This is a genomic window from Nocardia sp. NPDC050175, assembly GCF_044459885.1.
Taxonomy (GTDB): Bacteria; Actinomycetota; Actinomycetes; order Mycobacteriales; family Mycobacteriaceae; genus Nocardia.
On sequence record NZ_JBITJI010000002.1, the window covers coordinates 139658 to 164218 of the forward strand.

The following is a 24561-nucleotide window of genomic DNA, read 5'->3' on the forward strand; positions in this document are numbered from 1 at the left end:
TGGCTCCTTACCGGAGCCACGGCCGCGGTCGTTTACTCAGCTCTGTACTCGGCCGTCAGGCGGCGATCGGCGATCGAATGGCCTGCCTGGATCTCGTAGGAGCCGGGCACTTTTCGCCACGCACCGTTGTCCCAGATCTCGAAGGCCCGGTCCGGGATGCGGATCTCGGCTTCGACCAGTTCGTCCGGATCGGCTTCGACGCGGGCGAAACCGACCAGCCAGCGCGCGGGCCGGATCGCCGAATCGGCCACGGGCGCAAGGTAAACCTGCACGACCTCGCCGCCGCGGCGGGCGCCGGTGTTGCGCAGCCGGACCGTTACCGTGCTGTCTTCGTTGGTGATCGACTCGTAATCCCATGTGGTGTAACCGGATCCGTGCCCGAACGGGTAAGCCGGAGTCGTGCCCGCTCGCTCCCACGCGCGGTAGCCGATGAACAGGTCTTCTCGGTAGACGAGTTCGCCGTCGGTCGGGGTGACCTCCGAGACCGGGCAGTCGGCCAGCGTGGCAGGCCAGGTGGTGGGCAAACGACCACCCGGCTCCGTGTCGCCGAGCAGTACCTCGGCGAGGGCCGAGCCACCCTGCTGGCCGGGGAACCAGCTCAACAGGATCGCGGGAACCTCGGTGCGCCAGGGCATTTCGACCGGTGACCCGGCATTCACCACCACGACGGTGTTCGGGTTGGCCGCGGCGACTCGGCTGACCAATTCGTCTTGGCGGCCAGGGAGTTTCAGGCTGGTGCGATCGAAGCCCTCGGACTCGACCTGCTCGGTGGTGGCGACGACCACCACCGCGACGTCGGCGGCGCGTGCGGCCTCGACGGCCTCGGCGATCAGCTCGTCCGGATCCCGCCGGGGATCGCTGTGCGCGAGGGTGAACAGGATCGCCTGGATCGGCATGTCCGCGAACTTCAGCGGCGTATGGGTCATGGTCACTTCGACCGTCGTCCTCGCCGTGAGCTCGACCGTGCCGCGTTCGGTCGGTGTGCCGAAGAAGGCCTCGAACGGGTCTGCGCCGGTGAGGGTTTCGGCGCCGTCGAACAGCACCGTGTCGCCGACGGCGAGCCGGAAATCACCGACTCCCTTGGTGCCGAACACATGCGCGCCGGTTTCCTCGGGGGTGAAGGTGCCGCGCACCTCGACGGTGTGCAGCGAGTCGTAGTCGATGCCGTCGGGCAGTTCGCCGAGCCAGTTGACCATGCCGTTGGGCAGCGAACTCTCGCCGAGCAGGGTGCCGTCGGCGTCGAAAACCCGGGCGCGCAGCTCGAATCCACGGTCCGCAGCGCCGAGGACATCGCTGGGGGCGGCGCCGATCGCGTAGGTGAGCGAGCCGTCGGGCAGGGCGGCGGTCAGCCCGTCGAGTGGGGACACCACGGACTCGGGGAAGACGGTGGCCGAGCCGCCGCCGAGAATGCGGGCGTCCCTGGCGGCCAGACCGATCAGCGCGACCTTCGTCCGAGCCGCGTCGAGGGGGAGGGCGGGGCGCTGCCCGACCGTCTCGTTACGAACCAGAACGAAAGCGCGAGAGGCTATCTCACGCGCCAGTGCCACTCCGTCGATCTCCGCGGGCGGCGTGGTCACCGCGGGCTCCGCACCTTCCAGCAGGCCGACTCGGGCCGCGAGCCGCAGCACATTGCGCACCGCCGCATCGACCACGGACTCGTCCACCTCGCCGCTGCGCACCGCCGCGACCAGCGCGTCCCCGTACACACCGCGCGGACCCGGCATCGCGACATCCAGCCCGGCGGTGATCGCCGCGACCGTCGACCTCGCGGCCATCCAGTCCGAGACGACGATGCCGTCGAAACCCCATTCCCCGCGCAGTGTTCCGTTCAGCAGCTCGCCGTGCTCGGTCATCGTCGTGCCGTTGACCCGGTTGTAGGCGGCCATCACGCCCCACGGCCCGGCATCGCGGACCATCGCCTCGAATGGTGCGAGATACAGCTCGCGCAGTGCGCGGGCGGAGACAACGTTGTTCACGGTGAAGCGTTCGGTCTCGGCGTCATTGGCGACGAAATGCTTAACGGTGGTGCCGATTCCGCCGTCCTGCACGCCGCGCACATAGCCGGTTCCGAGGCGGCCGGTGAGATAAGGGTCCTCGGAGTAGCTCTCGAAATGCCTTCCGCCCAACGGTGATCGGTGCAGGTTGACCGTCGGCGCGAGCAGCACGTGCACACCTTTGCGCCGAGCCTCCTGCGCGAGCAGCCGACCGGCCCGCCTGGCCAATTCCGGATCCCAGGTCGCGGCCAGCGCCGTCGGCGACGGCAAGGCGATGGACGGATCGTCGGCGGTCCAGCGCACCCCGCGCACCCCGATCGGGCCGTCGGACATGACCACCGACCGCAACCCGATCTCCGGCAGCGCGGGCAGCGACCACATGTCCTGCCCCATCAGCAGCCGGGCCTTCGCCGGGAGGTCGAGCTTGCCGAGGGCCGCCGTCACGGCGTCCTCCCGGGCTACGTCGGCTGGACTCATGATGAACTCCTTTGTCTGCCAAGGTCGTTGCGGACGGGGTCGGCGGGATGTCATCGACAACCCGTGAGTGCAGGCAGCGGACGGCCGCGGGCACCGCTGAGCTCACCTAATCAATGGTAGGTGTTGTTACTTTCTCGTTATATAAATCGAGAGCCTGCCGCTATGGCGCAGTGTCGTCACTCGGCCCGAGCAAGGCGACGAAGTCCCGGAACGCGGCACCCATATCGATGGACTCCGGATCCAGCAACCACTGCGTCTGCAACCCGTCCAGTACCGCGATCAACAGCGGCGCCACCTGCTCCGGCGTCCGCCCACCCGCCAGCCGATCGCCGAACTCCGCCCGCAGCATCGCCGCCAGCCCCGCCCTGGCCTGCGCATACCGCTCGACGAAGTACTCGCGCGCCGGATGTCCGCCCGTCACACTCTCCCCGGCCAGCGCCGCGAACGTCTGCACGACCCCGGGCCGCGTGGCGTTGTACTCCACCAGCTGCTCCAGGTGCGACAACCGCCAGCTATCCGACCCTCCGGCCAGAAACGCCGCCGTATCCCACCGGTCCCGAGCCTCCAGCACCGCGACCAAGAGGTGTTCCTTACTCGGAAAGTAATGCAGCACCCCGGGCTGAGTAAGCCCGACCCGCTCCGCAACCGCCCCCAGCGAAGCCCCCCGATACCCCCGTTCGGCAATCACCTCCCGAGCAGCCTCGAGAATCGCCTCCCGCCGCTCAGCCCCCTGCGCCTCCCGCCCACCCCGCCGTCCCTGAGTCACACGGTCGAGCCTAACCAGACCCGCCACCCGCACAGCGGACCCGGCGGAAATCCGGTCGCCCCGTCGCCCGCGCTGCTGTTAGCCTCCGCCGATGGCAAACCCCCATCCCCATGTGTATCTAGGTGACCGGATCGTCGCGGCCGAGGCGGCCACGGTCGGTGTCGCATCGTCGGCGGTGTTGTACGGACTCAGCGTGTACACCGTCTTCCCGGTTCATGTGGCAGGGGCAGCACGTACCGCATTCCGGCTGGATGATCACTTCCGGCGGCTCGAGGAGTCCTGCAAGATCATCGGGATCGATCGGTTCGCGACGGAGTGGGACTACGAACGGTTTTACGCGGCGGTGGTCGAGCTCGTCGGTCGTAATGCCCCGACCGAGGATGTATTCGTGCGCGCCACAGTGCATGTCGTCGAGTCGATTCCCGGCACCCGGGTGCGTGGCTGCGCGATTCAGGTCAGCATGTTCGTCTACGACGCGGTGCCGATCGTCCCGCAGGACGGCATGCGGCTGAAATCCAGCCCGTGGCGGCGTATTCCGGACAACGCGATCCCGTCGCGCGCGAAAGTCAATGGCGCGTACGTGAATTCGGTGCTGGCCAAGCAGGACGCGATCGACAGCGGCTACGACGACTGCGTCTTCCTCGACGGCAACGGCCACGTCTGCGAACTCAGCGCGGCCAACATCTTCCTCGTCCGCAACGGCACGCTGATCACTCCCGACGTGTCCAGCGACATCCTCGACGGCATCAACCGCAGAACGATCCTGACCCTGGCGGCCGAGGACGGCATCCCGGTGATCGAGCGCACCGTCGACCTGACCGAGCTCTACATCGCCGACGAGGTCTTCGTCACCGGCACCTCCGCGGGCGCCGCCCCGGTCTTCGAGGTCGACGGCCGCACGGTCGCCGACGGGCAAGCGGGCCCGATCTCGCAGGCCCTGCGCAAGCGCCACGCGGCCGCATTACGCACCGACGACCTGCACGGCTGGCTCACCTCGCTCGACTGACCATGCGCGAGCGTCCGGGCTACCCCTGTGCGTGCTCGGCCCGGCGCTCGCGCACTCGCGGGGGAAGGTCAGGACGGACGCGTTCGAGCAGCTTCCCACCGAACGCGGCAGCCATCGGAGCGAAGAACCAGGCGTACCAGATGTACGGCGTGACCCACACCAGCCCGGCCGTCAGCACGAAGACGGAGGTGACCGCCGCGGACGCGTTGGCGCTGATCCGGAGCTGCACCGGATCGACGCCGGGGCGCAGTACCGCACGTCGCCAGGCGAATTCCTTCATGACCGCCTCGCAGCCGAACAGTGCCGCGGCAGTCGCGGCGAACAGGCACGCGGCCAGCTTGTTGTCCGGCGCGTGCCCGAATATCGCGGTCGGGAACGGCAGGAAGGCGGCGAACAGCAGCAGTGGCGCGTGCGCCGCGGTGGTCGCCCGGTCCAGCCGCTCGACCTCGTCGATGAAGATGTGGTGCCTGCGCCACACCGACCACAGCAGGAAGAACGCCAGCACGAACGCGACGAACGACGCCTTCTCGTGCCAGAGGAACTCGGCGAGGGCGTGCGGGCTGGCCAGGTCCTCGCCCTCCGGCCGTTTGATCTCGATGACGAGCAGCGTGATCGCGATCGCGAGAACCGCGTCGGCGAACGCTCCCACCCGATGGGCGCTGAAATCCTCGTCTTCGGGAGAGGGTGATACCTGATCGGTCACGCTTTGGGCTCCTAACGACTACGCGGTAAATCGGTTGAACCGTATCGGATCACCGGCCGCAGGTCCTGCCGCAGCAGCGCGTACTGATAATCGGCCGATAATCGGCCGGTGCGATCGATGGCCGATCATGCCGTAGCTTCAATCAGGACACAGTTGATTCCTGATTGAGGGGTGCGCATGACCGGACTTTCCGAAGCATCCGATCGCGGCGCGGAGCGCCCGGTCGTCGCGAGCGGCCAGGCGCCGGACGGCGCGGACTCCGCGCACGGTGACAACTGTTTCGGCTGCGGGCCTGCCAATCGCGCCGGAGTGGCCATGCTGACGAAACTCGTGGACGGCCGCATCGTCGGCGACTGCACCTTCGACGAAAGACACCAGGGCGCACCGGGGCTCGCGCACGGCGGGGTGGTCGCGGCGGTGCTGGACGAGGCCTCGGGGAGCGTGCCGACTCGCGCCGGGATTCCCGCGGTGACCGCCAAACTCACGGTGAACTACGTCAAGCCCGCGCCACTGCATCGTCCGATGACCGTGTCCGCGCACATCGATCGCCGCGACGGCGCCCGCAAGCTGCACATCTACGCGCGGCTCGAACTCGACGGCGACCTCGTCGCCGAGGCGGACGCGCTGTTCATCGTGGTCTCCCCGGATCACTTCCGCACGCACGGCGCCAAAGAGGGCGAGTTGCCTTTCCTCGGTGTGTGATTCAGCGGATGCCGGGGGCATCGGGGCCGAGGCAGGCGAAAATCGCACACCCGGGTGCGGCGTCCGCGAAGGGCGGCGCCAGCGGGAAATTCAAGCAGGACACGACATTACAGCCCGGATACGCGAACGACCCGGCGCCGAACACCGCGAGCACGAAGTTCAGATCGACGAACTGGCTCGGGTTCAATCGCACCGGCGGTTCGACATACGGCCCAAGGTCTGGCATGGGCGGTACCTGGAACGCCGCGAACAACCGGCGGAAGAATTCGTGCGGCAGTTCCGCGATGTTCTGGATCGTGCCGGTCGGCCCGTACTGGCTGACATTGCCGAAGAATCCGGTCCACATCACCACCAGGTCCAGGCTCGGGATGATGAAGATGTTGTTCAGGCCGAGCCCGGCCATCATGTACACGTCAGCGGGCAGCATGCTGTCCGACTCCGCGCACCCCGGCCCGAGCCAGAACAGATAGCCGTAGCACTTGTTGGCTTTCGACGGCTCGCGCGCCTGTCGCAAGTATTCGGTCGAGACGAGTTGCCGTGCGCCCCAACGCCCGTCATTGCTGGTGAGCAGTCCGAGTTTGGCGAAATCGTTCGGCGGGAGCATCAGGTGCGCGTAGCCGTAGGTATGCCCGGCGCGATCCCGTGCCCAGTAGTAGTCGCCACGCTCGATGCCGAGCGGACCGAAGAGTTCCCGCTGCGCGAATTGCTGCAGCGGTTCGCCGATGGCCAATTCGAGCACATAACTGAGCAGATCGACGTTGCGCTGGCTATAGCTGAATACCGTGCCCGGCGGATTGTCCAGTGGCACACCGAGCGCCTGCACCGCGCTGTTCGGATCGATCGGAACGACACCGGTGGCACCCTCGGTCAACACGCCGACCTTCATCCCCGACGACTCGGTGAGCAGGTTCTCGACGGTGATCGAGCGATGTTCGGCGTCGCCGAGTCCTGCGGGCAGGTATCGGTCGATCGGTGCGGAGATATCGAGTTTGCCCCGATCCCAAGCGACTCCGGCGAGTAGCGACACCACACTCTTGGTCGCGCTCCAGATGTTCCACGCGATATTGTCGGTCTGCGCGTTCGTCGGTCCCTCGCCGATCAGGCAGTTGTGCCGAAATACCTGAACGTTGATGCGGTTTCGGGTGGCGGCGAAGGTCAATGCGTCGGCAAGCCTCGTGCTGTCGAGGCCGACCTGCTCCGGCGCCGCGCGCGCGAACTCGCGGCCGGATTGCACCGCGCAACTCACCGGCTCGGCGGCGGCCGAACCGGTGCCGATAAAGACATTCCCGGCGATCAGTGATAACACAGCGAACCCAACGAGGAACCCACCGAATCGCCCCATACGCACGAGGTTATCGCGCGGACTCGGCAGTGACGGCCGAATGACGAGTTACGGTGCGCCCGAACCTCATCGGATACCCGGGGCTTCTGGCCCGAGGCACGCGAGAATCGCGCAACCCGGTGCGGTGTCCCAAAACGGCGGGGCCAGCGGGTAGTCCAGGCAGGAGAAGACATTGCAGCCCGGATACGCGCCCGGGCCGATGCCGAACACCGCGAGCAGAATATCGGGGTCGACATACGTTCTCGGGTCCAAGCGCACCGGCGGCTCGACGAACGGGCCGAGGTCGGGCACGGGCCGGTCGTGGAACGCCGCGAACAATTTGCGGAAGAACTCGTACGGCAATTCCGCCTGGTTCTGCAGGGTGCCGGTCAGGCCCTTGCTGCTGCGATTGCCGAAGAACCCGGTCCAGACCACCGTGAGGTCGAGGCTCGGAATGCCGAATACGTTCTGCATGCCGAGTCCGTCCATCATGAAAACGTCGTTCGGGACGTTGTAGAGCGGAGCCGCACACTCCGGCCCGAGCCAGAACAGGTACCCGTAGCACTCGTTGGCCGGTGACGGCTTCAGCGCCAGCCGAAGATACCTGTCGGAGATGAGTTGTTGTGTGCCCCAACGCCCGTCGTTGCTCACCAGCAAACCTAGCTTGGCGAAATCGTTCGGCGGAATCATCAGATGGGCATAGCCATAGGTGTGCCCGGCGCGATCGCGCGCCCAGTAGTAGTCGCCGCGCTCGATGCCGAGCGGGTCGAACAGCTCGCGCTGCGCGAATTGCTGCAACGGCTCACCCACCGCCAGTTCGAGTACATAACTGAGCAGGTCGACATTGCGCTGGCTGTAGCTGAATTTCTCGCCCGGCGGATTGTCCAGCGGCATCCCCAACGCCTGCACCGCGCTGTTCGGATCGATCGGAACCACCCCGGTGATGCCCTCGGTGAGCGCGCCGACCGCCAGCCCCGAGGACTCGGTGAGCAGGTTCTCGACGGTGATCGAGCGATGCTCGACGTCGCCGAGTCCCGGCGGCAGATACCGATCGATCGGTGCGGAGATTTCGAGTTTGCCCTGATCCCAGGCGATCCCGGCGAGCAGCGAGACCACGCTCTTGGTCGCGCTCCAGATGTTCCACGCCACGTTCCCGGTCTGGGTGTTCGTCGGTCCCTCGCCGATCAGGCAGTTGTGCCGGAACACCTGCACATTCAACCGATTCCGGGTGGCGGCGAAGGTGAGTGCGTCCGCGAGCAGCTTGCTGTCCAGGCCGACCTGCTCGGGCTTCGCCCGGGGGAACTCGCGTCCCGACTGCTGCGTGCACCGGACGTCCGCGGACACGCGGCTGGGCGACGCCTGCGCGGTCCCGGCGAAAATATTGCCTGCCACCAGCGATAACGCAGCGAACACCACAAGGAACCCACCGAATCGCCCCATGCGAACGAGGCTATCGCGCAACCTCGCCGGGACCAGCCAACAAGGCGGCGAGCCGGGCCGGAAAACACAAACGCCGCCAGGTCACTAAACCTGGCGGCGCTGAGTCGCCGGACGCCACGCCAGCGTCACGACTCGCGTCGACGTCCCACAAGCGCCTCTCGGCGGGTGGTCGCTCGTAGCGACAAAGGGGTGAGGCCCGGGGCTGTCCGGACGCCGACAGTGGTGATCAACGACCACCTGCCCGGAAGTATTCCGCGCCCGCGAATGTGAGCTGACCCACAAATTCGCCTGGGCAGGTCGCCCAGCTGGATCCGGAGCGCGGCACCATCATCCGCGCGCGGATCGCCTCGATCACGCCGGGCACCGCCCCTCGCTGAACAGAGGCAGCTCCCGGAGCTGGCCGCTTGCCGTGTCTTTCATCACATTCGACTAGGGTCGACCTCGGCTTGTGTGCGGCGTTCACGGCCCTGAGCTCTGCTTATATTGATCTCTTCATTTTCTTGACTAATTCCAGAAAATACGGAGGATCGTAGGTATGCACACCAACCACACCGATGCGCAGGCGCAGTTGCGCGCAGCAGGTCTGCGGGTTACCGCCCCGCGGATCGCGGTGTTGGACGCGGTCGCGGCCGCGCCGCACACCGATGCGGATCGGGTCGCCGCCACCGTCCGGCGGTCGCTGGGCTCGGTGTCGACCCAGGCTGTCTACGACGTGCTGCGGGCCTGCGTGCACGCCGGGCTGCTGCGGCGCATCGAGCCGGCCGGTTCGGCGGCGCTCTACGAGACCCGCGCCGGGGACAACCATCACCACTTGGTGTGCCGCAGCTGCGGCACGGTCGTCGACATCGACTGTGTCGTGGGTAGCGCCCCATGCCTGGCACCCGGCGACGATCACGGGTTCGCGATCGACGAGGCCGAGGTCGTTTTCTGGGGTCTGTGCCCGACGTGCCGCACGCAGGAGCGGCAGCAATCCTGATCGCGCCCCGGGGGTACAGCCCACCCCCGGGGCATTCGCACCAACGAGGAGGCTTCGAGATGACCAAGCCGACAACGACGAACACCGGAACGCCGGTGGAGAGCGACAACGAATCGCTCACCGCGGGCACCCAAGGCCCGATTCTGCTGCACGACCACTACCTGATCGAGAAGCTGGCCCAGTTCAACCGCGAGCGGGTGCCGGAGCGGATCGTGCACGCCAAGGGCGCCGGTGCCTACGGCGAGCTGGTGGTGACCAACGACGTCAGCCGCTACACCAAGGCCAAGCTGTTCCAGCCGGGTGCGCGGACCGAGTCGCTGGTGCGCTTCTCCACCGTGGCCGGCGAGCAGGGCAGCCCCGACACCTGGCGCGACCCACGGGGTTTCGCGGTGAAGTTCTACACCGAGGACGGCAACTACGACCTCGTCGGCAACAACACCCCGGTGTTCTTCATCAAGGACCCGATCAAGTTCCCCGACTTCATCCGCTCGCAGAAGCGCCTGCCCGGCAACGGACTTCGCGATCACAACATGCAGTGGGACTTCTGGACCCTGCGCCCGGAAACCGCGCACCAGGTGACCTGGCTGATGGGCGACCGCGGCATTCCGAAGACGTACCGGCACATGAACGGCTACGGCTCGCACACCTACCAGTGGGTCAACGCCGAGGGTGAGCGCTTCTGGGTGAAGTACCACTTCAAGACCGACCAGGGCGTCGACTACCTCACCCAGGCCGACGCGGACCGGATCGCCGGCGAGAACGCCGACTACCACCGCAAGGACCTGTGGGACGCGATCGAGCGCGGCGAGTTCCCGAGCTGGACGCTGCACGTGCAGGTGATGCCGGTTGCCGATGCCGAGGGCTACCGGTTCAACCCGTTCGACCTGACCAAGGTGTGGTCGCACCAGGACTACCCGCTGATCGAGGTCGGCAAGTGGACGCTGAACCGCAACCCGGGCAACTACTTCGTCGATATCGAGCAGGCCGCCTTCGAGCCGTCGAATGTCGTGCCCGGCATCGGTTTTTCGCCGGACAAGATGCTGCTCGGCCGGGTGTTCGCCTACGCGGACGCGCACCGCTACCGGATCGGCACCAACTACGCGCAGCTGCCGCCGAACGTCGCGCGGGCCGCGGAGGTGAACTCCTACTCCAAGGAGGGCGCGATGCGGTACTCGTACAACGACGCGAGCGTGCCGGTGTACGCGCCGAACTCCTTCGGTGGTCCGCACGCGGATCCGGCGCAGGCTCCTGACGGCGGCCTGTGGGAGTTCGACCCGACGATGGTGCGGGCTGGCTATGTGCAGCACGCCGAGGACGGTGACTTCACCCAGGCGGGCACCATGGTCCGCGAGGTATTCGACGATGAGCAGCGCGACCGCCTGGTGAACAACATCGTCGGGCACGTGCTCGGCGGCGTGCGGGAGCCGGTGCTCAGCCGGGTCTTCGAGTACTGGACGAACGTGGACGCCGATCTCGGCAAGCGGGTCGAGGCGGGCGTTCGGGCGGGTCTCGACACGCCACCTGTGCAGGGCTGAGCGATGCGGTAGTGCGATGCCGAGGCAGGCGCGTAACCCTCGTGGTGCGTGCCTGTCTCGGTAATAGCCGCAGGTCATGCGGACCGAAGTCTCGTTTGCGGGGCGGTGACTCGCCTGCCACAGTGATGGGATGTTTCGGCTGACGCGTGCTGTCCGGGTGGCCTTGACCACCGCCGTTCTCGTTCTACCGTTGCTCGCCGCCTGCGGCACCGACACCCCTGCCGCACATACCGACTCGCCGAGCGCGAGCGCGCAGGCCGATAATTCCGCCGCTGCCGAGGTGGCGGCGCTGGAGAAGCAGTACGCCGCGCAGATCGGTCTGTTCGCGGTCGACACCGGAAGTGGCAAGACCCTCGCCGCCGGCGGGGACGCGCGCTTCCCGTTCCTGTCCACCTTCAAGGGCCTGGCCGCCGCGGCCTTGCTGAAGGCGCACCCGCTCGACACCGGCTACTTCGATCGGGTCATCCACTTCACCCCCGCCGACCTGCTCAGCTACTCGCCGGTGACCAGCACCAAGGTGGCCGAGGGGATGACGCCCGCCCAGCTGGCCGACGCCGCGATCACCAAGAGCGACAACACCGCGGGCAACCTACTGCTGCGCGAACTCGGTGGCCCCCAAGCACTTACGGACTTCCTGCGCACCCTCGGCGATCAGGTGAGTCACCTCGACCGCTGGGAACCGGACCTCAATACCGCGATCCCCGGCGACGAGCGCGACACCACCACCCCGGCCGCGCTCGCCGCCGACTACCGCGCGGTTGTGCTCGGCGACGCCCTTGGTGCGCCGGAGCGGGACCGGCTGACCGGCTGGCTGAAGGCAAATACGACCGGCGACAAGCGCATTCGCGCGGGGGTGCCCGCGGGTTGGACGACCGGCGACAAGACCGGCACCGGCGATTACGGCTGCGCCAATGACGTGGCGGTCACCTGGCCGGACGGCGCCCGCGCGCCACTGGTCATCGCGGTCCAGTCCCGTAAGCCCGCCAAGGACGCCGAGCCGAGCAACGACCTGGTCGCCGACGTCACCAAGGTCGTCGTCAAAAACCTGCACTGACGTTGCAGCCGCTGTCCACCATTCATGTTGGCGGACAGCGGATCTCGTTGCCGTCAGGCGCCGGCCCGCCGTGCCCGCAGCCCGGCGGTGCCGATCAGTAGATCGGCGATGATCTCGAAAATCGCGGCGAACCAAGAGAATCCGTTGACGTTGGCCGAGGCGGGCGGGTTGATGAAGCTGTCGCTGAGCGGGCCGAACCAGTCCGGGAAAAGGTGCACCAGAGTGAACCCGGCCGCACTGGCGAAGCCGATGGCCACAGCCGCGACCGCAGCCATTCGGTGACCAGTGAACACCAGCACGATGGTCACGACCGCGAGGATGGATTGCACTGTGCCGAGCACCATTACGGTGCTGGAAATGCTGTCCATGCCCCGCCGCAGATGATCGAGGCCGTGGACGAGCAGTGCTACCGCGAAAAGGGCAGTAGCCCAGCGTAATTGGGCGAAGGCAGGCCCGGCGCCGAGATCCGGCCGGGCAGCTGTCGGGTTGGTCATGGTTACCCCCATCGGACCAGACGTGCGAACGACTACGCCACAACTCTACGACAGTGTGTAGTAGACCGGGTCGGTTTCGACCAGGTTGCCGTCCTCGACTACAGCAGGCCCCACCAATACAGCAGGCAGGCCAGTGCCCAGACCACCACGGTTTCCATTGTTGCTCCCACTCTCCTTGGCGCTCCTGTCTCCATCATCCGCTATCCGGGACCGGTTGCTACAAACTCGGCACATTCGCCGCCCAGACGGCCTTATTACCGGCGGCTTTACGCCTGCAAGGTGTTCTTAAGTCCGTGCTAAGCCCGCGCGTGCATTGTTTGTGTCAACACCGAACGCCCCGGGTGGGGAGATCAGGGGCTTCGGTGTTCTAGCCACCACCGGGGGTGGGGAACGGAGCGCGACCTGTCTTCGAGGGGTTGACAGGTCGGGCTCCGGGGGAGGGTGCTTGCCGGGCCGGTCCACGAGGGGTGACCGGCCTGGCGAGCCACTCGGGACACTGGTACACGCTTTTCGCTGGCTCTTCCGGGAGCTGACCGGCAACGAGCACCGTGTTGCCACTGCTGAAGGTAACCGCGGTTGCGCGGCGACGGTCCCGACTCGAAAGGGCGGCCGGACCGGTTTCGGAGGGTAATCGGCCCGGCGCCATCAAGTAGAACTCGTTCTAGACACATTCGTCTAATTGTCTTACCGTCACTACATGTTGATCGATGCGTATCGGCCCGCTCCCGTCTTCGAGCTGCGCTCCGGCGCCACCTGGACGTCGCCGTGGGAGATGTATGCCGCACTGCGCGAACAGGATCCGGTGCACCACGTGGTGCCGCCCGCGCGTCCCGACAACGACTACTGGGTGCTCACTCGGCACGCGGACGTGTACGCGGCGGCTCGCGACAGCGAGACCTTCTCCTCGCGCGACGGGTTGACCGTGGAGTATGGCGAGCTGGAACAGATCGGTCTCACAGACAATCCGCCGCTGGTGATGCAGGATCCGCCGGAGCACACCGACTTTCGCAAACTCGTCGCCCGCGGTTTTACGCCGCGCCAGGTCACCGAGGTGGAGCCGGTGGTGCGCCGATTCGTCCGCGACCGCCTGGACCGGATCGCCGAGGACGGCGGCGGCGACATCGTCAAGCAGGTGTTCAAGCCGCTGCCGAGCATGGTGGTGGCCTACTACCTCGGGGTGCCCGAGGAAGATCGGGCTCGATTCGACGGCTGGACCGAGGCGGTGGTCGCGGGCAGCAGTGATCGCGCGCAAACCCAGGCCATGCCCGCCTCGATGGCGATGATGGGTTACTTCGCCGAGCTCATCAAGCGCCGCCGGAGCGATCCGGGGGAGGACACGGTGTCGCTGCTCGTGCAGGCTGGGATGGCCGCGGATGACGCGGATGTGCGTGGCCTGGTGCAGATTCTGGCCTACACCTGGACGATGGTCGCCGGCGGCAACGACACCACGACGGGTCTGCTCGGCGGTGCGGTGCAACTGCTGCAACAACATCCGGAGCAGCGGGCCGCGTTGGTCGCGGACAAGGACCGGATCCGCACGGCCATCGAGGAATTCGCCAGGTTGACCGCGCCGGTGCAGGGCCTGGCGCGGACGGTGACGCGCGATGTCGCGTTGGGCGGCAAGACAATTCCCGTCGGCCGCAAGGTATTGCTGGTGTTCGGTTCCGCGAACCGGGACGAACGCGCCTTCGGTGCCGACGCGGCGGACCTCGACATCGACCGCAATCCGCAGCGAATCCTCACTTTCGGGCACGGTCCGCACCACTGCCTCGGTGCCGCCGCGGCCAGGATGCAGGCCCGCGTGGCGCTGGAGGAAGTGCTCGATCGATTCCCGAACTTCGCGGTGGATATCGACGCGGTCGAATACGCTCCGGGGCCCTACGTTCGGCGGCCGACCACCGTGCCGTTCCGGTGCGCGGCATGACCGGTGACTGGTTGGCGGACGGTCGCGCGGAGCTGGCGAGCGAGCGGATCCTCGATGCGGTCCGCGCTTTGTTCATCGATAAAGGGGTCAGCGGCGTCGGAATGGCCGAAGTCGCCGAGGCCGCAGGGTGTTCCAGGGCGACGCTCTACCGCTACTTCGACAATCGGCAGGCGCTGTACGTCGCGTTCGCCGGTCGCGAGGCGCGTCAGGTGGTCGAGCGTGTGTGGCGCGATCCGGCTGTCACCGCTGCCACCGACCCCGGCGAGCAACTGCTCGACGGATTTACCGCCTTGATCGCCGAGGTCCGTAAAACACCGCATCTGGCTGTGTGGTTCGCGCCCGCCAACGCGGGAATTGTTGCCCAGCTGTCTAATTCATCCGAGGTGGTGGACACCCTCGCGACCGACTTCGTCAGCGGCTTCCGTCCGGACCTACCCGCGCCCGCCGCCCGCCGACTCGGCCAATGGTTCGTCCGGGTGATGGTGTCCCTGCTGACCCTGCCCGGCGCGGGCGAAGACGAAGAGCGAATGCTGCTCCGTAACTTCGCACTTCCGTTCCTGCTCGACCAGCGGACGATAATCGAATAGCCGCACACGACAACGACCGGAGCCGTGCTGGACGGTTCCGGTCGTTGCGGGTTCGGGTTACCGCTGGACAGTCTGCGCGGAGTAGTCGGGCAGGTCGTAGGACTCGGTCTTGCTGAGCATCTTCATCATGAGCGGCTTCATCGCCTTCGAGGTCATCAGCTTGCTGACGGCCTGGCCCGCGCGAATGCCGAAGCTGGACTGGGGGGTCATGGCCTTCAGTCCGCCCGGCGGCAGTTCCTGAGCCTTCGCGATGAACGGGCGGAGCACCTCCTCGTAGCGGGTCAGCGCGTGCTCGGGATCGCCTGCGTGCGTGGCGATCTCACCGGCGAGCACGTACGCGCCGATCAGGGCCATCGCGGTGCCGTTGCCGGTGAGCGGTGAACCGCAGTAGCCGGCGTCGCCGAGCAGCACGACCCGGCCCTTCGACCAGGTCGGCATGTCGATGCGCGCCAGGTCGTCGAAGTAGAAGTCGGTCGCCTCGGACATGGCGGCGGTGATCGTGGCCGCCTCCCAGCCGCCGTCGGCCAGCCGCTGCCGGATCAGGTCCTGCTGGGCCGAAACATCGCGGCGCAGTGCGGGATCGGCCTCGGTGCGGATGGTGACCAAAGCCTTGGACGTCGCCGGGTCGGCGTCGGGGCGCAGGCCGATGTTGGTCGCGCCGACCAGCGAGTGCATGGTGAACCAGTTGTTCTCCACGCTGTCGGGGGTGGGCAGGGTGAAGAAGGACATGTAGCCGCCCAGGTAGGTCGAGAACTCCTCCTCCGGGCCGAACACCATCCGGCGGGTGCCGGAATGCAGTCCGTCGGCGCCGATCACGATGTCGAAGCGCTGCCGCGCACCGGAGGCGAAGGTGACCTCGACACCCGTCTCGTCCTGCGCGAGCTCGATGATCCACTCGCCGTAGCGGTAGTCGACGCCGCCCGCTTCGTTCAGCGCGTCGAGCAGCACCTGGTTGAGATCGCCTCGGGTGAGCTCGATTTCGGCGACGCCGCCCTTGCCGTCGAACAACTCGGTGGGCATCCGGACCACATCGCGGCCCGCGGCGTCCACGAACTTCATGCCGCGCTCGTCGAGCTGGTACTTGCGGATACCCGGCATCAGGCCCATCCGCTCGGCCACCTCGCAGCTCGGCCCGCGCAGGTCGACGGCCTGTCCGCCCGGTCGCGGCGCCGCGGCTCGCTCGACCACGGTGGCGCGGAGGCCTGCCCGAAGCAGCTGCAGGGCGACCGCGTTGCCGCCGATGCCGCCGCCGGCGATGAGGATGCGGAGCTCGGGGGTGTGGTTGTCGCTCATGGTCTGTTCCCTTGTCTTGGTCTGAACGTCTTAGACATATGTCTACAGCAAGCTTGCACGAATGTCTAGAACAAATGTGCAAGACATCCGTACAGTGTGGGTATGGGAAACAGAGAAGCACTGCTCGCCGCCGCCCGCACCTGCGTCTATCAGCGGGGATTCGCCAGTACGACGGCGCGCGACATCGCCACCGCGGCAGGCGTGAGCCTGGCCTCGATCGGCTATCACTTCGGCTCGAAGGAACGCCTGCTTACCGAGGCCTTCACCGAGGCGACAGGTCAGATGCTGGGTGACGAACTAGAGGAGCGGATTCGGAGTGCGGCCCCCGACCGATCCCGGGCTGAGGCGTTCGCCGATACTTGGTCCGGCATCGGGGAACTGTTCGGCCGCCATCGAGACGGGATCGTCGCCAGCGCCGAGAACTTGATCCGCAGCCATCGCTCGATGGCCGCCGATCAGCAACACATGGCGACGGTCCACGAAACGGCGATCGCCGGATTCGCGGCTCTGGTCGGTGAATTGCATCCGCCGCTGTCCGAAACTCAGGCCCGCGCGATCGGCAAGCTGTACTTCGTGCTCGTCAACGGCTTAGCGCTGCAATGGATCAGCGACCCCACCAGCCCGCTTCCCACCGGCGAAGAACTCGCCATCGCTATAGCCGCCCTAGCTCCGTGAGTGGCACATGGCTGCGGCAAACCACGCTGATGTGCCACTCACGTCGCGCTAAGCGCGCTGTTCGAGGTAGGACTTCCAGCCGCCGAATTCGGTGATGTCGGTGGCTGCGCTCGCGGCGTCGTAGGTGCAGGCGAAGCCGATTACCGAACGGCCGTCGGATAATTCGATGCTGGTCAACGCCATGGGGGCGGGCAGGGCGGCGAGGAAGCTGCCGAGTCCGGCCTCGGAGACGCGGAAGAGCTCGCCGAGGATGGGGGCGCCGAGGCCGTCGCCGTGGCGGACGAGTCCCGGCTTCGCGGGGGTGGTGTCCAGGGCGGTCAGGCGGTAGGCGTCGGTAGTGTGGATTTCTCCGGCGAAGCGGGCGCCGATCTGTTCGAGCTGCCAGTGCAGCGGCTGACCGCGCAGGTGCGCGCCGAAAACGGCCAGTTCGACGCCGCGTTCGACCAGCAGCGGGGTGGTCTCGGCACCGAGCATGCGGGCGGCGAGATCAACGGCGACCTGGTCGGCGAAGGCAAGCGTCACCAGCATGACGCCGAAAGGCGCGCCATCGGTGGTGGATTCGCCGGGGATAGCGATCGACGCCATGTCGAGCAGGTTGCAGAAGTTGGTGTAGGTGCCCAGGCGCCTGTTGATGCCGATCGGGTCCGCCTGCACCGCAGCGATACTCGGGTGTTCGGTGGTTGTCGGCAGTAGCAGCGCGTCGAAGCCGTCGAGTAGTTCGGCGGCGGACGCGCGGGCGCGCGCCAAGGTATCGAGATCGGCAGCGAACGCGGGACCCGTTGTGCGACGCGCTGATTCGATGATCGCGGCAACCGTGGAGTCGGCACCGGCGGGTGCTGTTTCCAGGAAAGCGCCGACCGCCGCATAACGTTCGGCGACGATCGCGCCGTCGTAGAGCAGGAGTGCCGCATCGAGCAGGCCGGAGATGTCGACCTCCTCGATCTTCGCGCCGGAATCCGCGACGACGGCGGCGGTGCGCGCGAACGCATCCCGATACGGCCCGCTCAACGCGGTCAGGTCCGCGGCGCGCGGGATCGCGATGCGCGGCGCCAGCGGGGCGGCCAGCAGGACGTCGGCGGGCCACCGGCGACTGCGTGGATCCCGCGATTCGGGTCCCGACATCACCGCGGCCGCCGCCACCGCATCCGTGAGGTCCGCGGCGAAAACGGTGACCGCGTCGTAGTCCGCGCACGCGGGCACGACGCCGTGCGCGGGGATGACACCCAATGTGGCCTTGATGCCGACGATTCCGTGCAGCGCCGCCGGGACACGACCGGAACCCGCTGTGTCGGTACCGATTCCGATGTCGGCGATGCCGAGCGCCACCGCGGCCGCCGACCCGGAACTGGAACCACCGGAAATGAGCGTGGGATCGTACGCATTCCGCACGGCACCATAGGGGCTGCGCGTGCCGACCAGCCCCGTGGCGAACTGGTCGAGGTTGGTCTTGCCGAGCACGATCGCGCCCGCCGCGACCAGCCGCTCGATCGCGGCCGCGGTCACCTCGGCGGTATAGGCGAATTCGGGGCAGCCCGCGGTCGTCGGCAGCCCGGCGACGTCGATGTTGTCTTTGACCGCCACCAGCACACCGGCCAGCGCGAGCGAGGCACCGTCGGCGAGCCGCCGTTCGACCGCCGCGGCGTCGGCGGCGACCTCGCGCTCCGGGCGCAGGGTGATCCACACCTCGGGCCGATCCACCTCGGCGATCCGCCGATACGCGGCGGTGACCCGCTCGGTGGGTAGTGCGCTGTCGCCTGAGGGGGCGGTAGCCGGCGGGGTGGATAGGTACGGCTCGTCGGCGGTCATTCAGTCGACTCCGATCACTGCTAGTGGGGTTCCCGGTTCTACTTTGGCACCTGGCGTGGCAAGTACCTTCAAAACCGTGCCGGCGCCCGGGCTGTGCACCGGCAGTTCTAGCTTCATCGCCTCCAGTACGGCGATCGGTGTGCCCGCCGTGAGTCGTTGTCCTGCTACGACTTCGATCCGCCAGACGTTGCCGATCATCGGCGCGGTCACCACGGTCGCGCCAGGGGGCATGCCCGCGAGCGGGTCGTCGATGGGTTCGGCGACGGCCGCGGTCGCGGTGGGGCGATCGAATTCGCCCGCCGCGCGCCAGGCGGCCTTCTCCGCCTCGAACGCCGCCGCCTGCTTCGACTCGAATTCCGCGATGGAGTCGGCCTCCGCGCTGAGCATGCGCAAGTGGTCGGCCAGCGCGAAGGTGCCGTCGCTGACCTCCGCGTCGAACCGGCCCGCCGCGGCGGCCGCGCGATGTTCCACGAGTTGTTCGGCGCTCACCGGTTCCCAGACGATGCGGTCGAAGAACCGGAACAGCCAGGGGGTGCCCGGCTCGAACGGCGCGGATTGGCGGTAGCTGGACCAGATCGGCACGGTCCGGCCGATCAGCTGGTAGCCGCCGGGCGAGGCCATGCCGTACACGCACAGGTACTTGCCGCCGATGCCGACCGCGTCCGACGGTGTCCAGGTGCGGGCCGGGTTGTATTTCGTGGTCACCAGGCGGTGCCGTGGATCGAGCGGAACCGCCAGCGGCGCACCGAGATACACGTCGCCTAGGCCGAGCACGAGGTATTCGGCGTCGAACACGGTGGCGCGCACGTCGTCGACGCTGTCGAGGCCGTTGATGCGGCGAATGAATTCGGTGTTCGACGGCAGCCACGGGGCGGAGTCGCGAACGCCGCTGCGGTATCTATCGATCGCCTCGGCGATGGACGGGTCGTCGAACGACAGCGGCAGCCGGATGGTGCGGCTCGGCACCACCAGGTCGGTGGTCGCGGGCAGCGCGAGTTCGAGCTCGTGCAGCATGCCGAGCAGCCGATATTGCGGCAGGACTGCGGGATCGAAGTGGATGTGCAGCGAGCGGACGCCGGGGGTGACATCGAGAATGCCGGGCAGGCCGGTGCTCGCCAGTGCCTCGGCGAGCGCGTGCACCCGCATGCGCAGGCCCAGATCCAGCACCATATCGCCGTATTCGACCAGGATGTTGTCGTCGCCGCCACGCAGATAGGCGACCCTCGGTCGATCGCCGTCGCCGTCGAGGGCGCCGAGGATTCCGCGATCACGCAGTGCGGCACGGGGATTCGGGGCGATATCGTGTGCGCGGGCGGTGTTCGATTCGCGCAGCGTGATCGCCTCGTCGTCGGTGACCGGCACGAAGCGGAGCGTGTCGCCGGGCCGTAGTTGGCCGAGCTTCCAGCGGTGGGCCGAGACCACGGTCAGCGGGCAGGCGAAGCCGCCGAGGCTCGGGCCGTCCGGGCCCAGCAGGATCGGGGTGTCGCCGGAGACGTTCAAAGTGCCGACGCTGTACGGGTTGTCGTGCAGGTTGGACGGATGCAGCCCGGCGTCGCCACCGTCGGTGCGCGACCAGGTCGGTTTGGGTCCGTCCAGGCGGATGCCGGTGCGATTGGCGTGGCTGCCGACTTGCCAAGGGTGCGTGTAGAACTGGGTCATGTCGGCGTCGGTGAAGTACGCCGGGGAGGTTTGTGGCCCCTCGCCGACGGCGAGCTGCCAGTCGTGCGTGAAGTCGGGGCGCTCGCGCGGCGGAACCTCGGCCGGGGCGCCGAGGGTGTGCTCTGCGGTCGGTGCGATGCCCAGAACATCTCCTGTCACAACGGCTTTGCCGGTTACGCCGCCGAATCCGCCGAGAGTGAAGGTGGCGGCGCTGCCGTGATAGAGCGGTGCGTCGATGCCGCCGCGGACCGCCAGATAGGTGCGCAGGCCGGAATCGGTTGGTGCGCCGATGTCCAGTACCGAACCGGCGGGCACGGTGACCGGCTGCCACATCGGCACGGGTTGGCCGTCGACCGTGATCGGAGTGGGTGCGCCGGTCACGCACACCACCGCGGTGTCGGAGAAACGTAGCTGCGGGCCCTGCAGTGTGCATTCCAGCGCGGGCACGCCGACCGGATTGCCGACGGCGGTATTGGCGAGGGTGAACGAGAGATCGTCCATCGGGCCGGACGGCGGAATGCCTACCTGCCACAGGCCGATTCGGCCCGGATAGTCCTGCACGGTCGTCATGGTGCCGCCGCGCAGGACATCGATGCGACGGCCGACCGGGCGGATATCGGCGAGCGTGGTCGTGACGTGCTTCGCGGCCAGCACGCGCGGATCGCGGGCCGCCTGGCGCAGTTGGGGCAGGTTGGTCTGCACGCCATAGATGTGCGAGTCGGCGAGCGCGCCGGTGAGACGGGCGAAGGCCTGGGCGCGACTGTCGCCGACCGCGATGACCTTGGCCAGCAGCGGGTCGTAGTACGGACTCACCTCGGTGCCGGTGCCGACCCAGGTGTCGACGCGGATGCCGGTCTGGTGCGCGGCCGTCTCGGCGCTGGTCTCGACCGGAAAGGCGGCGGCCGTGATCAACCCGGCGCTCGGGCGGTAGTCGTGGCCCGGATCTTCCGCGTAGACCCGGGCTTCCACGGCCCAGCCGGTGATCGGCGGACCGCTCTCCGGCTGTTCGTCCACCATCGAGGTGTCGCCACCGGCCAGGCGCAGCATCCACGCGACCAAGTCGACGCCGGTCACCGCCTCCGTCACCGGATGTTCCACCTGCAGACGGGTATTCATCTCCAGGAACGACGCGGTTCCGTGTTCGGCGTCGTAGACGAACTCCACCGTCCCGGCCGATCGGTAGCCGACCGAGCGCGCGAGTTCCCTTGATGCCGAGAGCAATTGGTCCGTCAGCGCCGGGCTGAGGCCGGGCGCGGGCGCTTCCTCCAGCACCTTCTGATTACGTCGCTGCAGCGAACAATCCCTGGTGCCGAGGCTGACCACCCGGCCGTGGCCGTCGCCGAACAACTGCACCTCGACGTGCCTGGCCCGCGCGATGAAGCGTTCCAGGAAGACGCCGGTCGAGGCGAAGTTCGTCGCCGCAAGGCGTTGTACGCGCTGGTAGGCGGCGCGTAGCTGGTCGGCGTCGAAGCAGGCCTGCATGCCGATGCCGCCACCGCCGCCGACCGCCTTGAGCATCACCGGGTAACCGATCCGATCGGCTTCCTCGGCCGCGTGGTCGGCCGAGTCGAGCAGTCCGCTGCCCGGAATGAGCGGAACGCCAACGGCGCGCGCCGCTTCCCTTGCGGTGTGCTTGTCACCGAAGACGCGCAGCTGGTCCGGGGTCGGGCCGACGAATCGCACACCCGACGCGGCCACGGTCGTGGCGAAATCGGCATTCTCCGAGAGGAATCCGTACCCGGGATGGATAGCGCCCGCGCCCGTTGCCAACGCCGCCTCGATCACCCGATCCGCGCCGAGATAGGACTCGGCTGCCGGGCCGGGCCCCAAACGCACCGCGACATCGGCCATTTCGACATGGGCCGCGCCGGTGTCGGCATCGGAGTAGACGGCGACCGTCTTCAGGCCAAGGGCCTTCGCGGATCGCATGATCCGGCAGGCGATCTCGCCACGGTTGGCGACCAGCACCGTATCGAATTCCAGCCTCACGTGCTTCTCCCTATTCAGTTGAGCGTTATTCGGCGGCCATCGCGGCGATGGCCCGGGTGACTCGTTCCAGCACCACGTCGAGCGATTCGCCGATATGCGTGTGCAGCAGCCGGTAGGCGAGCGAAAGGTCGTCGGCCAGTACTGCTTCCAGGATGCCGAGGTGCTCGGCGATGGTGGTCTCGATGCGGTTGTTGACCATGAAGTCGTACATCCGGACGTGCCGGATCCGCGAGTTCACCGCCTTCAACGCCCGCACCATTTCGGCATTACCCGCCGCGGTCAGCAAGGTGACGTGGAATTCCTCGTCGCGCACCACGAATCCCGGCTCCTGCACCGGCGGATCGGCCCGCAACGCCAGCCAGGCGTCGCGCTCGACCTCGAGCAACGCCCGATCGTGCGTCACCGCGGCATTGGTCATCGCCCGCTGTATCCCGCCGAGCTCCACCGTGATTCGCAGCTCGTACAGGTCGCGGATCAACGGAATGCTCGGCCGCACCGGACTGAACCCGAACTCCTCACGCTGCAGCAGCCCGTCGGAACACAGCACCGTCAACGCTTCCCGAATAGGCGTCCGCGAAATCCCGAACCGCGCCGACAATTTCGGCTCGGTAAGCCGCTCCCCGAACTTGATGTCCCCATTCATCAGCTCGCTGCGCAGCGCCGCATACACCACGTCCCGCAGCGGCCGCCCCGCCGCATCTTCCAGTGTGGCCACCCGTGTCGACATGCCTGTATACGCTATGGAGCTCGCGTTTCAGCAATGTGACAACAGGTTAGCAAGGCGTAAGGGTCTCCTCACCGCCCCCGATTTCGCCGTGGGGACGTCCCGCTTCACGGCTTCACCAATTCAGCCCGGAGCCCGGGATACGGATCGACGATGTGCCGCGGCACCTCCGCACGGAGAGTAAATCGGAGCTCCATGAGCCGGGCCCCGGCCACATAGTGGCGGCCCCGGGTCTCCCCACGCGCGGCGAGCAGGCCGAGGTCGGTCAGGGCCTTGAGGTCGCGGGAGGCCGTTCGTTCATCGATCTGGGCACGAGTGAGGTATCCATGTCGGCGGATGCGGAACCCGATCAAGGCGTCGTACAAGATGTCGGCGGCCCGTTCCGGCAACCGGTGGATGCCGACGAGGTCATCGAGATGCGACCAGGCGCGCTCGGTGCGCTGCATCCGGCCCTCGACGGTCTGCGCCTGGATATCGTGGGCGCGCAGGTTGAACTTCAACCACAGCCCGGCGTCGCGCTCGGGCGACCAGGAGCCCGCTCCGGTGACCGCCAGGATGCGGTAGTAGTCATCGGTATTGACGCCGAGCCATTCCTCGATGCTGCAGAAGGTCGGTTCGGCGATCCCGCCACGGGATACGACCAGGGTCTGGATGGCTCGCGCCATTCGCCCGTTGCCGTCGCGGAAGGGATGGATCATCACCAGATTCAAATGCGCCATCGCACCGGCCACGATCGGATCGGTGTCGGACTCGAGCGCACCGGCGAGTTCGGCCATCAATCCGGGGACCAGCGCCGAGCCGGGACCTTCGTAGACGGTGTCGCCGCTGTTGTCTTCGCGCACGTAGATCGGTCCGGTGCGGTATTGACCGGGACTTTTCGTGAGGTCATGGCCGAGCAGCATGAAATGCAGTGCCCTGATGGTGGATTCGTCGACCGGTGCCGCAGTCTGTGCCACCGTCAGCACGTAGCCGAGGGCCTGCCGGTAGCCGCGAATTTCGGCGAAGGTCTGCTCATCGGCGGTGAGCGCTTCCTCGTAGTCGACCGCGGCGGCCGCGTCATCGGTTTCCACCCGGTAGCCCTCGATGCTGTTCGAGCCGCGGATGGCGCGGGCCATGAGATTGCGTCGCAGCAGTCCCGGCCAGCGTTTGGGCACCCGCATGGCCGACGCGAGGCTGGCGCGCCGCCGGTAGATGCCCGCGAGTACGGCCTGGTCGGTGGAGTCGAGCTCGGGTGTCGCGTACAGCACTGGTCGCCCTCCGATGTCCTGATGTCTCTAATCTTAGGACAAAAGTAGATATATGGCTCTAAATTAGAGACATCAGGACATGGCGACCTGCGGAAATGTGGTGGTTCGCTGCGTGAGGTGGGGACGGGTGTGGATAGTCTGCGGTACTGCCGCCGGGTCCTTGAAGGGGCCACCGTTGCGGAGATCAAG

The 24561-nt window shown here is 67.3% G+C and carries 19 protein-coding genes; 8 read left to right on the top strand and 11 right to left on the bottom strand.

Going from position 1 to position 24561, the window contains the following annotated elements:
• Positions 1-32: 32 nt before the first annotated feature.
• Positions 33-2471 carry a glycoside hydrolase family 3 protein gene (locus ACIBK2_RS06205; RefSeq protein ID WP_396964300.1) on the bottom strand — a complete coding sequence of 813 codons (2439 nt, stop codon included), beginning with the start codon at positions 2469-2471 and terminating at the stop codon, positions 33-35.
• A gap of 160 nt (positions 2472-2631) precedes the next feature.
• Entirely contained in the window at positions 2632-3237 is a 606-nt protein-coding gene (locus ACIBK2_RS06210) for a TetR/AcrR family transcriptional regulator (RefSeq protein WP_396964302.1), read from the bottom strand.
• 91 nt (positions 3238-3328) lie between these two features.
• On the opposite strand from ACIBK2_RS06210, the gene ACIBK2_RS06215 reads away from it, so the two are divergent.
• The gene (locus tag ACIBK2_RS06215) at positions 3329-4243 is read left to right on the top strand and encodes an aminotransferase class IV (RefSeq protein ID WP_396964304.1); all 915 of its coding nucleotides are present in this window, start codon (positions 3329-3331) and stop codon (positions 4241-4243) included.
• Between the two features lie 19 nt (positions 4244-4262).
• On the opposite strand, the gene ACIBK2_RS06220 is transcribed toward ACIBK2_RS06215, so the two are convergent.
• Positions 4263-4946 (bottom strand): TMEM175 family protein, encoded by a 684-nt coding sequence (locus ACIBK2_RS06220; protein WP_396964306.1) that lies wholly within the window; start codon positions 4944-4946, stop codon positions 4263-4265.
• A 177-nt stretch (positions 4947-5123) separates the two neighbouring features.
• On the opposite strand from ACIBK2_RS06220, the gene ACIBK2_RS06225 reads away from it, so the two are divergent.
• The gene (locus ACIBK2_RS06225; protein ID WP_396964308.1) at positions 5124-5648 is read left to right on the top strand and encodes a PaaI family thioesterase; all 525 of its coding nucleotides are present in this window, start codon (positions 5124-5126) and stop codon (positions 5646-5648) included.
• Between the two features lies 1 nt (position 5649).
• Here the strand turns inward: ACIBK2_RS06225 and ACIBK2_RS06230 are convergent, their stop codons facing one another.
• Positions 5650-6990 carry a serine hydrolase domain-containing protein gene (locus ACIBK2_RS06230; RefSeq protein ID WP_396964310.1) on the bottom strand — a complete coding sequence of 447 codons (1341 nt, stop codon included), beginning with the start codon at positions 6988-6990 and terminating at the stop codon, positions 5650-5652.
• A gap of 66 nt (positions 6991-7056) precedes the next feature.
• Positions 7057-8409 carry a serine hydrolase domain-containing protein gene (locus ACIBK2_RS06235; protein ID WP_396964312.1) on the bottom strand — a complete coding sequence of 451 codons (1353 nt, stop codon included), beginning with the start codon at positions 8407-8409 and terminating at the stop codon, positions 7057-7059.
• Positions 8410-8944: 535 nt separating this feature from the next.
• Here ACIBK2_RS06235 and ACIBK2_RS06240 point away from each other — a divergent pair.
• From ACIBK2_RS06240 to bla, 3 genes are all read left to right on the top strand, one after another.
• Positions 8945-9385 carry a Fur family transcriptional regulator gene (locus ACIBK2_RS06240; RefSeq protein WP_396964314.1) on the top strand — a complete coding sequence of 147 codons (441 nt, stop codon included), beginning with the start codon at positions 8945-8947 and terminating at the stop codon, positions 9383-9385.
• Between the two features lie 59 nt (positions 9386-9444).
• Positions 9445-10920 carry a catalase gene (locus ACIBK2_RS06245; RefSeq protein WP_396964316.1) on the top strand — a complete coding sequence of 492 codons (1476 nt, stop codon included), beginning with the start codon at positions 9445-9447 and terminating at the stop codon, positions 10918-10920.
• Positions 10921-11050: 130 nt separating this feature from the next.
• Complete coding sequence (gene bla / locus ACIBK2_RS06250; RefSeq protein ID WP_396964318.1) at positions 11051-11974, top strand: class A beta-lactamase; 924 nt, start codon at positions 11051-11053, stop codon at positions 11972-11974.
• 53 nt (positions 11975-12027) lie between these two features.
• On the opposite strand, the gene ACIBK2_RS06255 is transcribed toward bla, so the two are convergent.
• Entirely contained in the window at positions 12028-12468 is a 441-nt protein-coding gene (locus ACIBK2_RS06255; RefSeq protein WP_396964320.1) for a hypothetical protein, read from the bottom strand.
• Positions 12469-13165: 697 nt separating this feature from the next.
• Here ACIBK2_RS06255 and ACIBK2_RS06260 point away from each other — a divergent pair.
• Together ACIBK2_RS06260 and ACIBK2_RS06265 are read left to right on the top strand one after the other, a co-directional pair.
• Positions 13166-14392: a cytochrome P450 gene (locus tag ACIBK2_RS06260; protein WP_396964322.1), complete on the top strand. Its 1227-nt coding sequence runs from the start codon at positions 13166-13168 to the stop codon at positions 14390-14392.
• Entirely contained in the window at positions 14389-14979 is a 591-nt protein-coding gene (locus ACIBK2_RS06265) for a TetR/AcrR family transcriptional regulator (RefSeq protein WP_396964324.1), read from the top strand. The genes ACIBK2_RS06260 and ACIBK2_RS06265 overlap by 4 nt, the downstream gene beginning before the upstream one ends.
• 57 nt (positions 14980-15036) lie before the next feature.
• Here ACIBK2_RS06265 and ACIBK2_RS06270 read toward each other — a convergent pair whose 3' ends face one another.
• Positions 15037-16272, bottom strand: a complete 1236-nt coding sequence (locus tag ACIBK2_RS06270) for an FAD-dependent monooxygenase (protein ID WP_396964326.1) — start codon at positions 16270-16272, stop codon at positions 15037-15039.
• 102 nt (positions 16273-16374) lie between these two features.
• Here ACIBK2_RS06270 and ACIBK2_RS06275 point away from each other — a divergent pair, with 102 nt between their 5' ends.
• Complete coding sequence (locus ACIBK2_RS06275; RefSeq protein WP_396964328.1) at positions 16375-16947, top strand: TetR/AcrR family transcriptional regulator; 573 nt, start codon at positions 16375-16377, stop codon at positions 16945-16947.
• Between the two features lie 48 nt (positions 16948-16995).
• On the opposite strand, the gene atzF is transcribed toward ACIBK2_RS06275, so the two are convergent.
• The 4 genes from atzF to ACIBK2_RS06295 form a co-directional block, all read right to left on the bottom strand.
• The gene (gene atzF / locus ACIBK2_RS06280) at positions 16996-18753 is read right to left on the bottom strand and encodes an allophanate hydrolase (protein WP_396964330.1); all 1758 of its coding nucleotides are present in this window, start codon (positions 18751-18753) and stop codon (positions 16996-16998) included.
• Positions 18754-22341 (bottom strand): urea carboxylase, encoded by a 3588-nt coding sequence (gene uca, locus ACIBK2_RS06285; RefSeq protein ID WP_396965828.1) that lies wholly within the window; start codon positions 22339-22341, stop codon positions 18754-18756. It lies immediately after the preceding gene.
• 85 nt (positions 22342-22426) lie between these two features.
• Positions 22427-23128: a GntR family transcriptional regulator gene (locus ACIBK2_RS06290; RefSeq protein ID WP_396964332.1), complete on the bottom strand. Its 702-nt coding sequence runs from the start codon at positions 23126-23128 to the stop codon at positions 22427-22429.
• Positions 23129-23232: 104 nt separating this feature from the next.
• On the bottom strand, positions 23233-24372 hold the full coding sequence (locus ACIBK2_RS06295) for a Fic family protein (protein WP_396964334.1): 1140 nt from the start codon (positions 24370-24372) through the stop codon (positions 23233-23235).
• Positions 24373-24561: the final 189 nt, after the last annotated feature.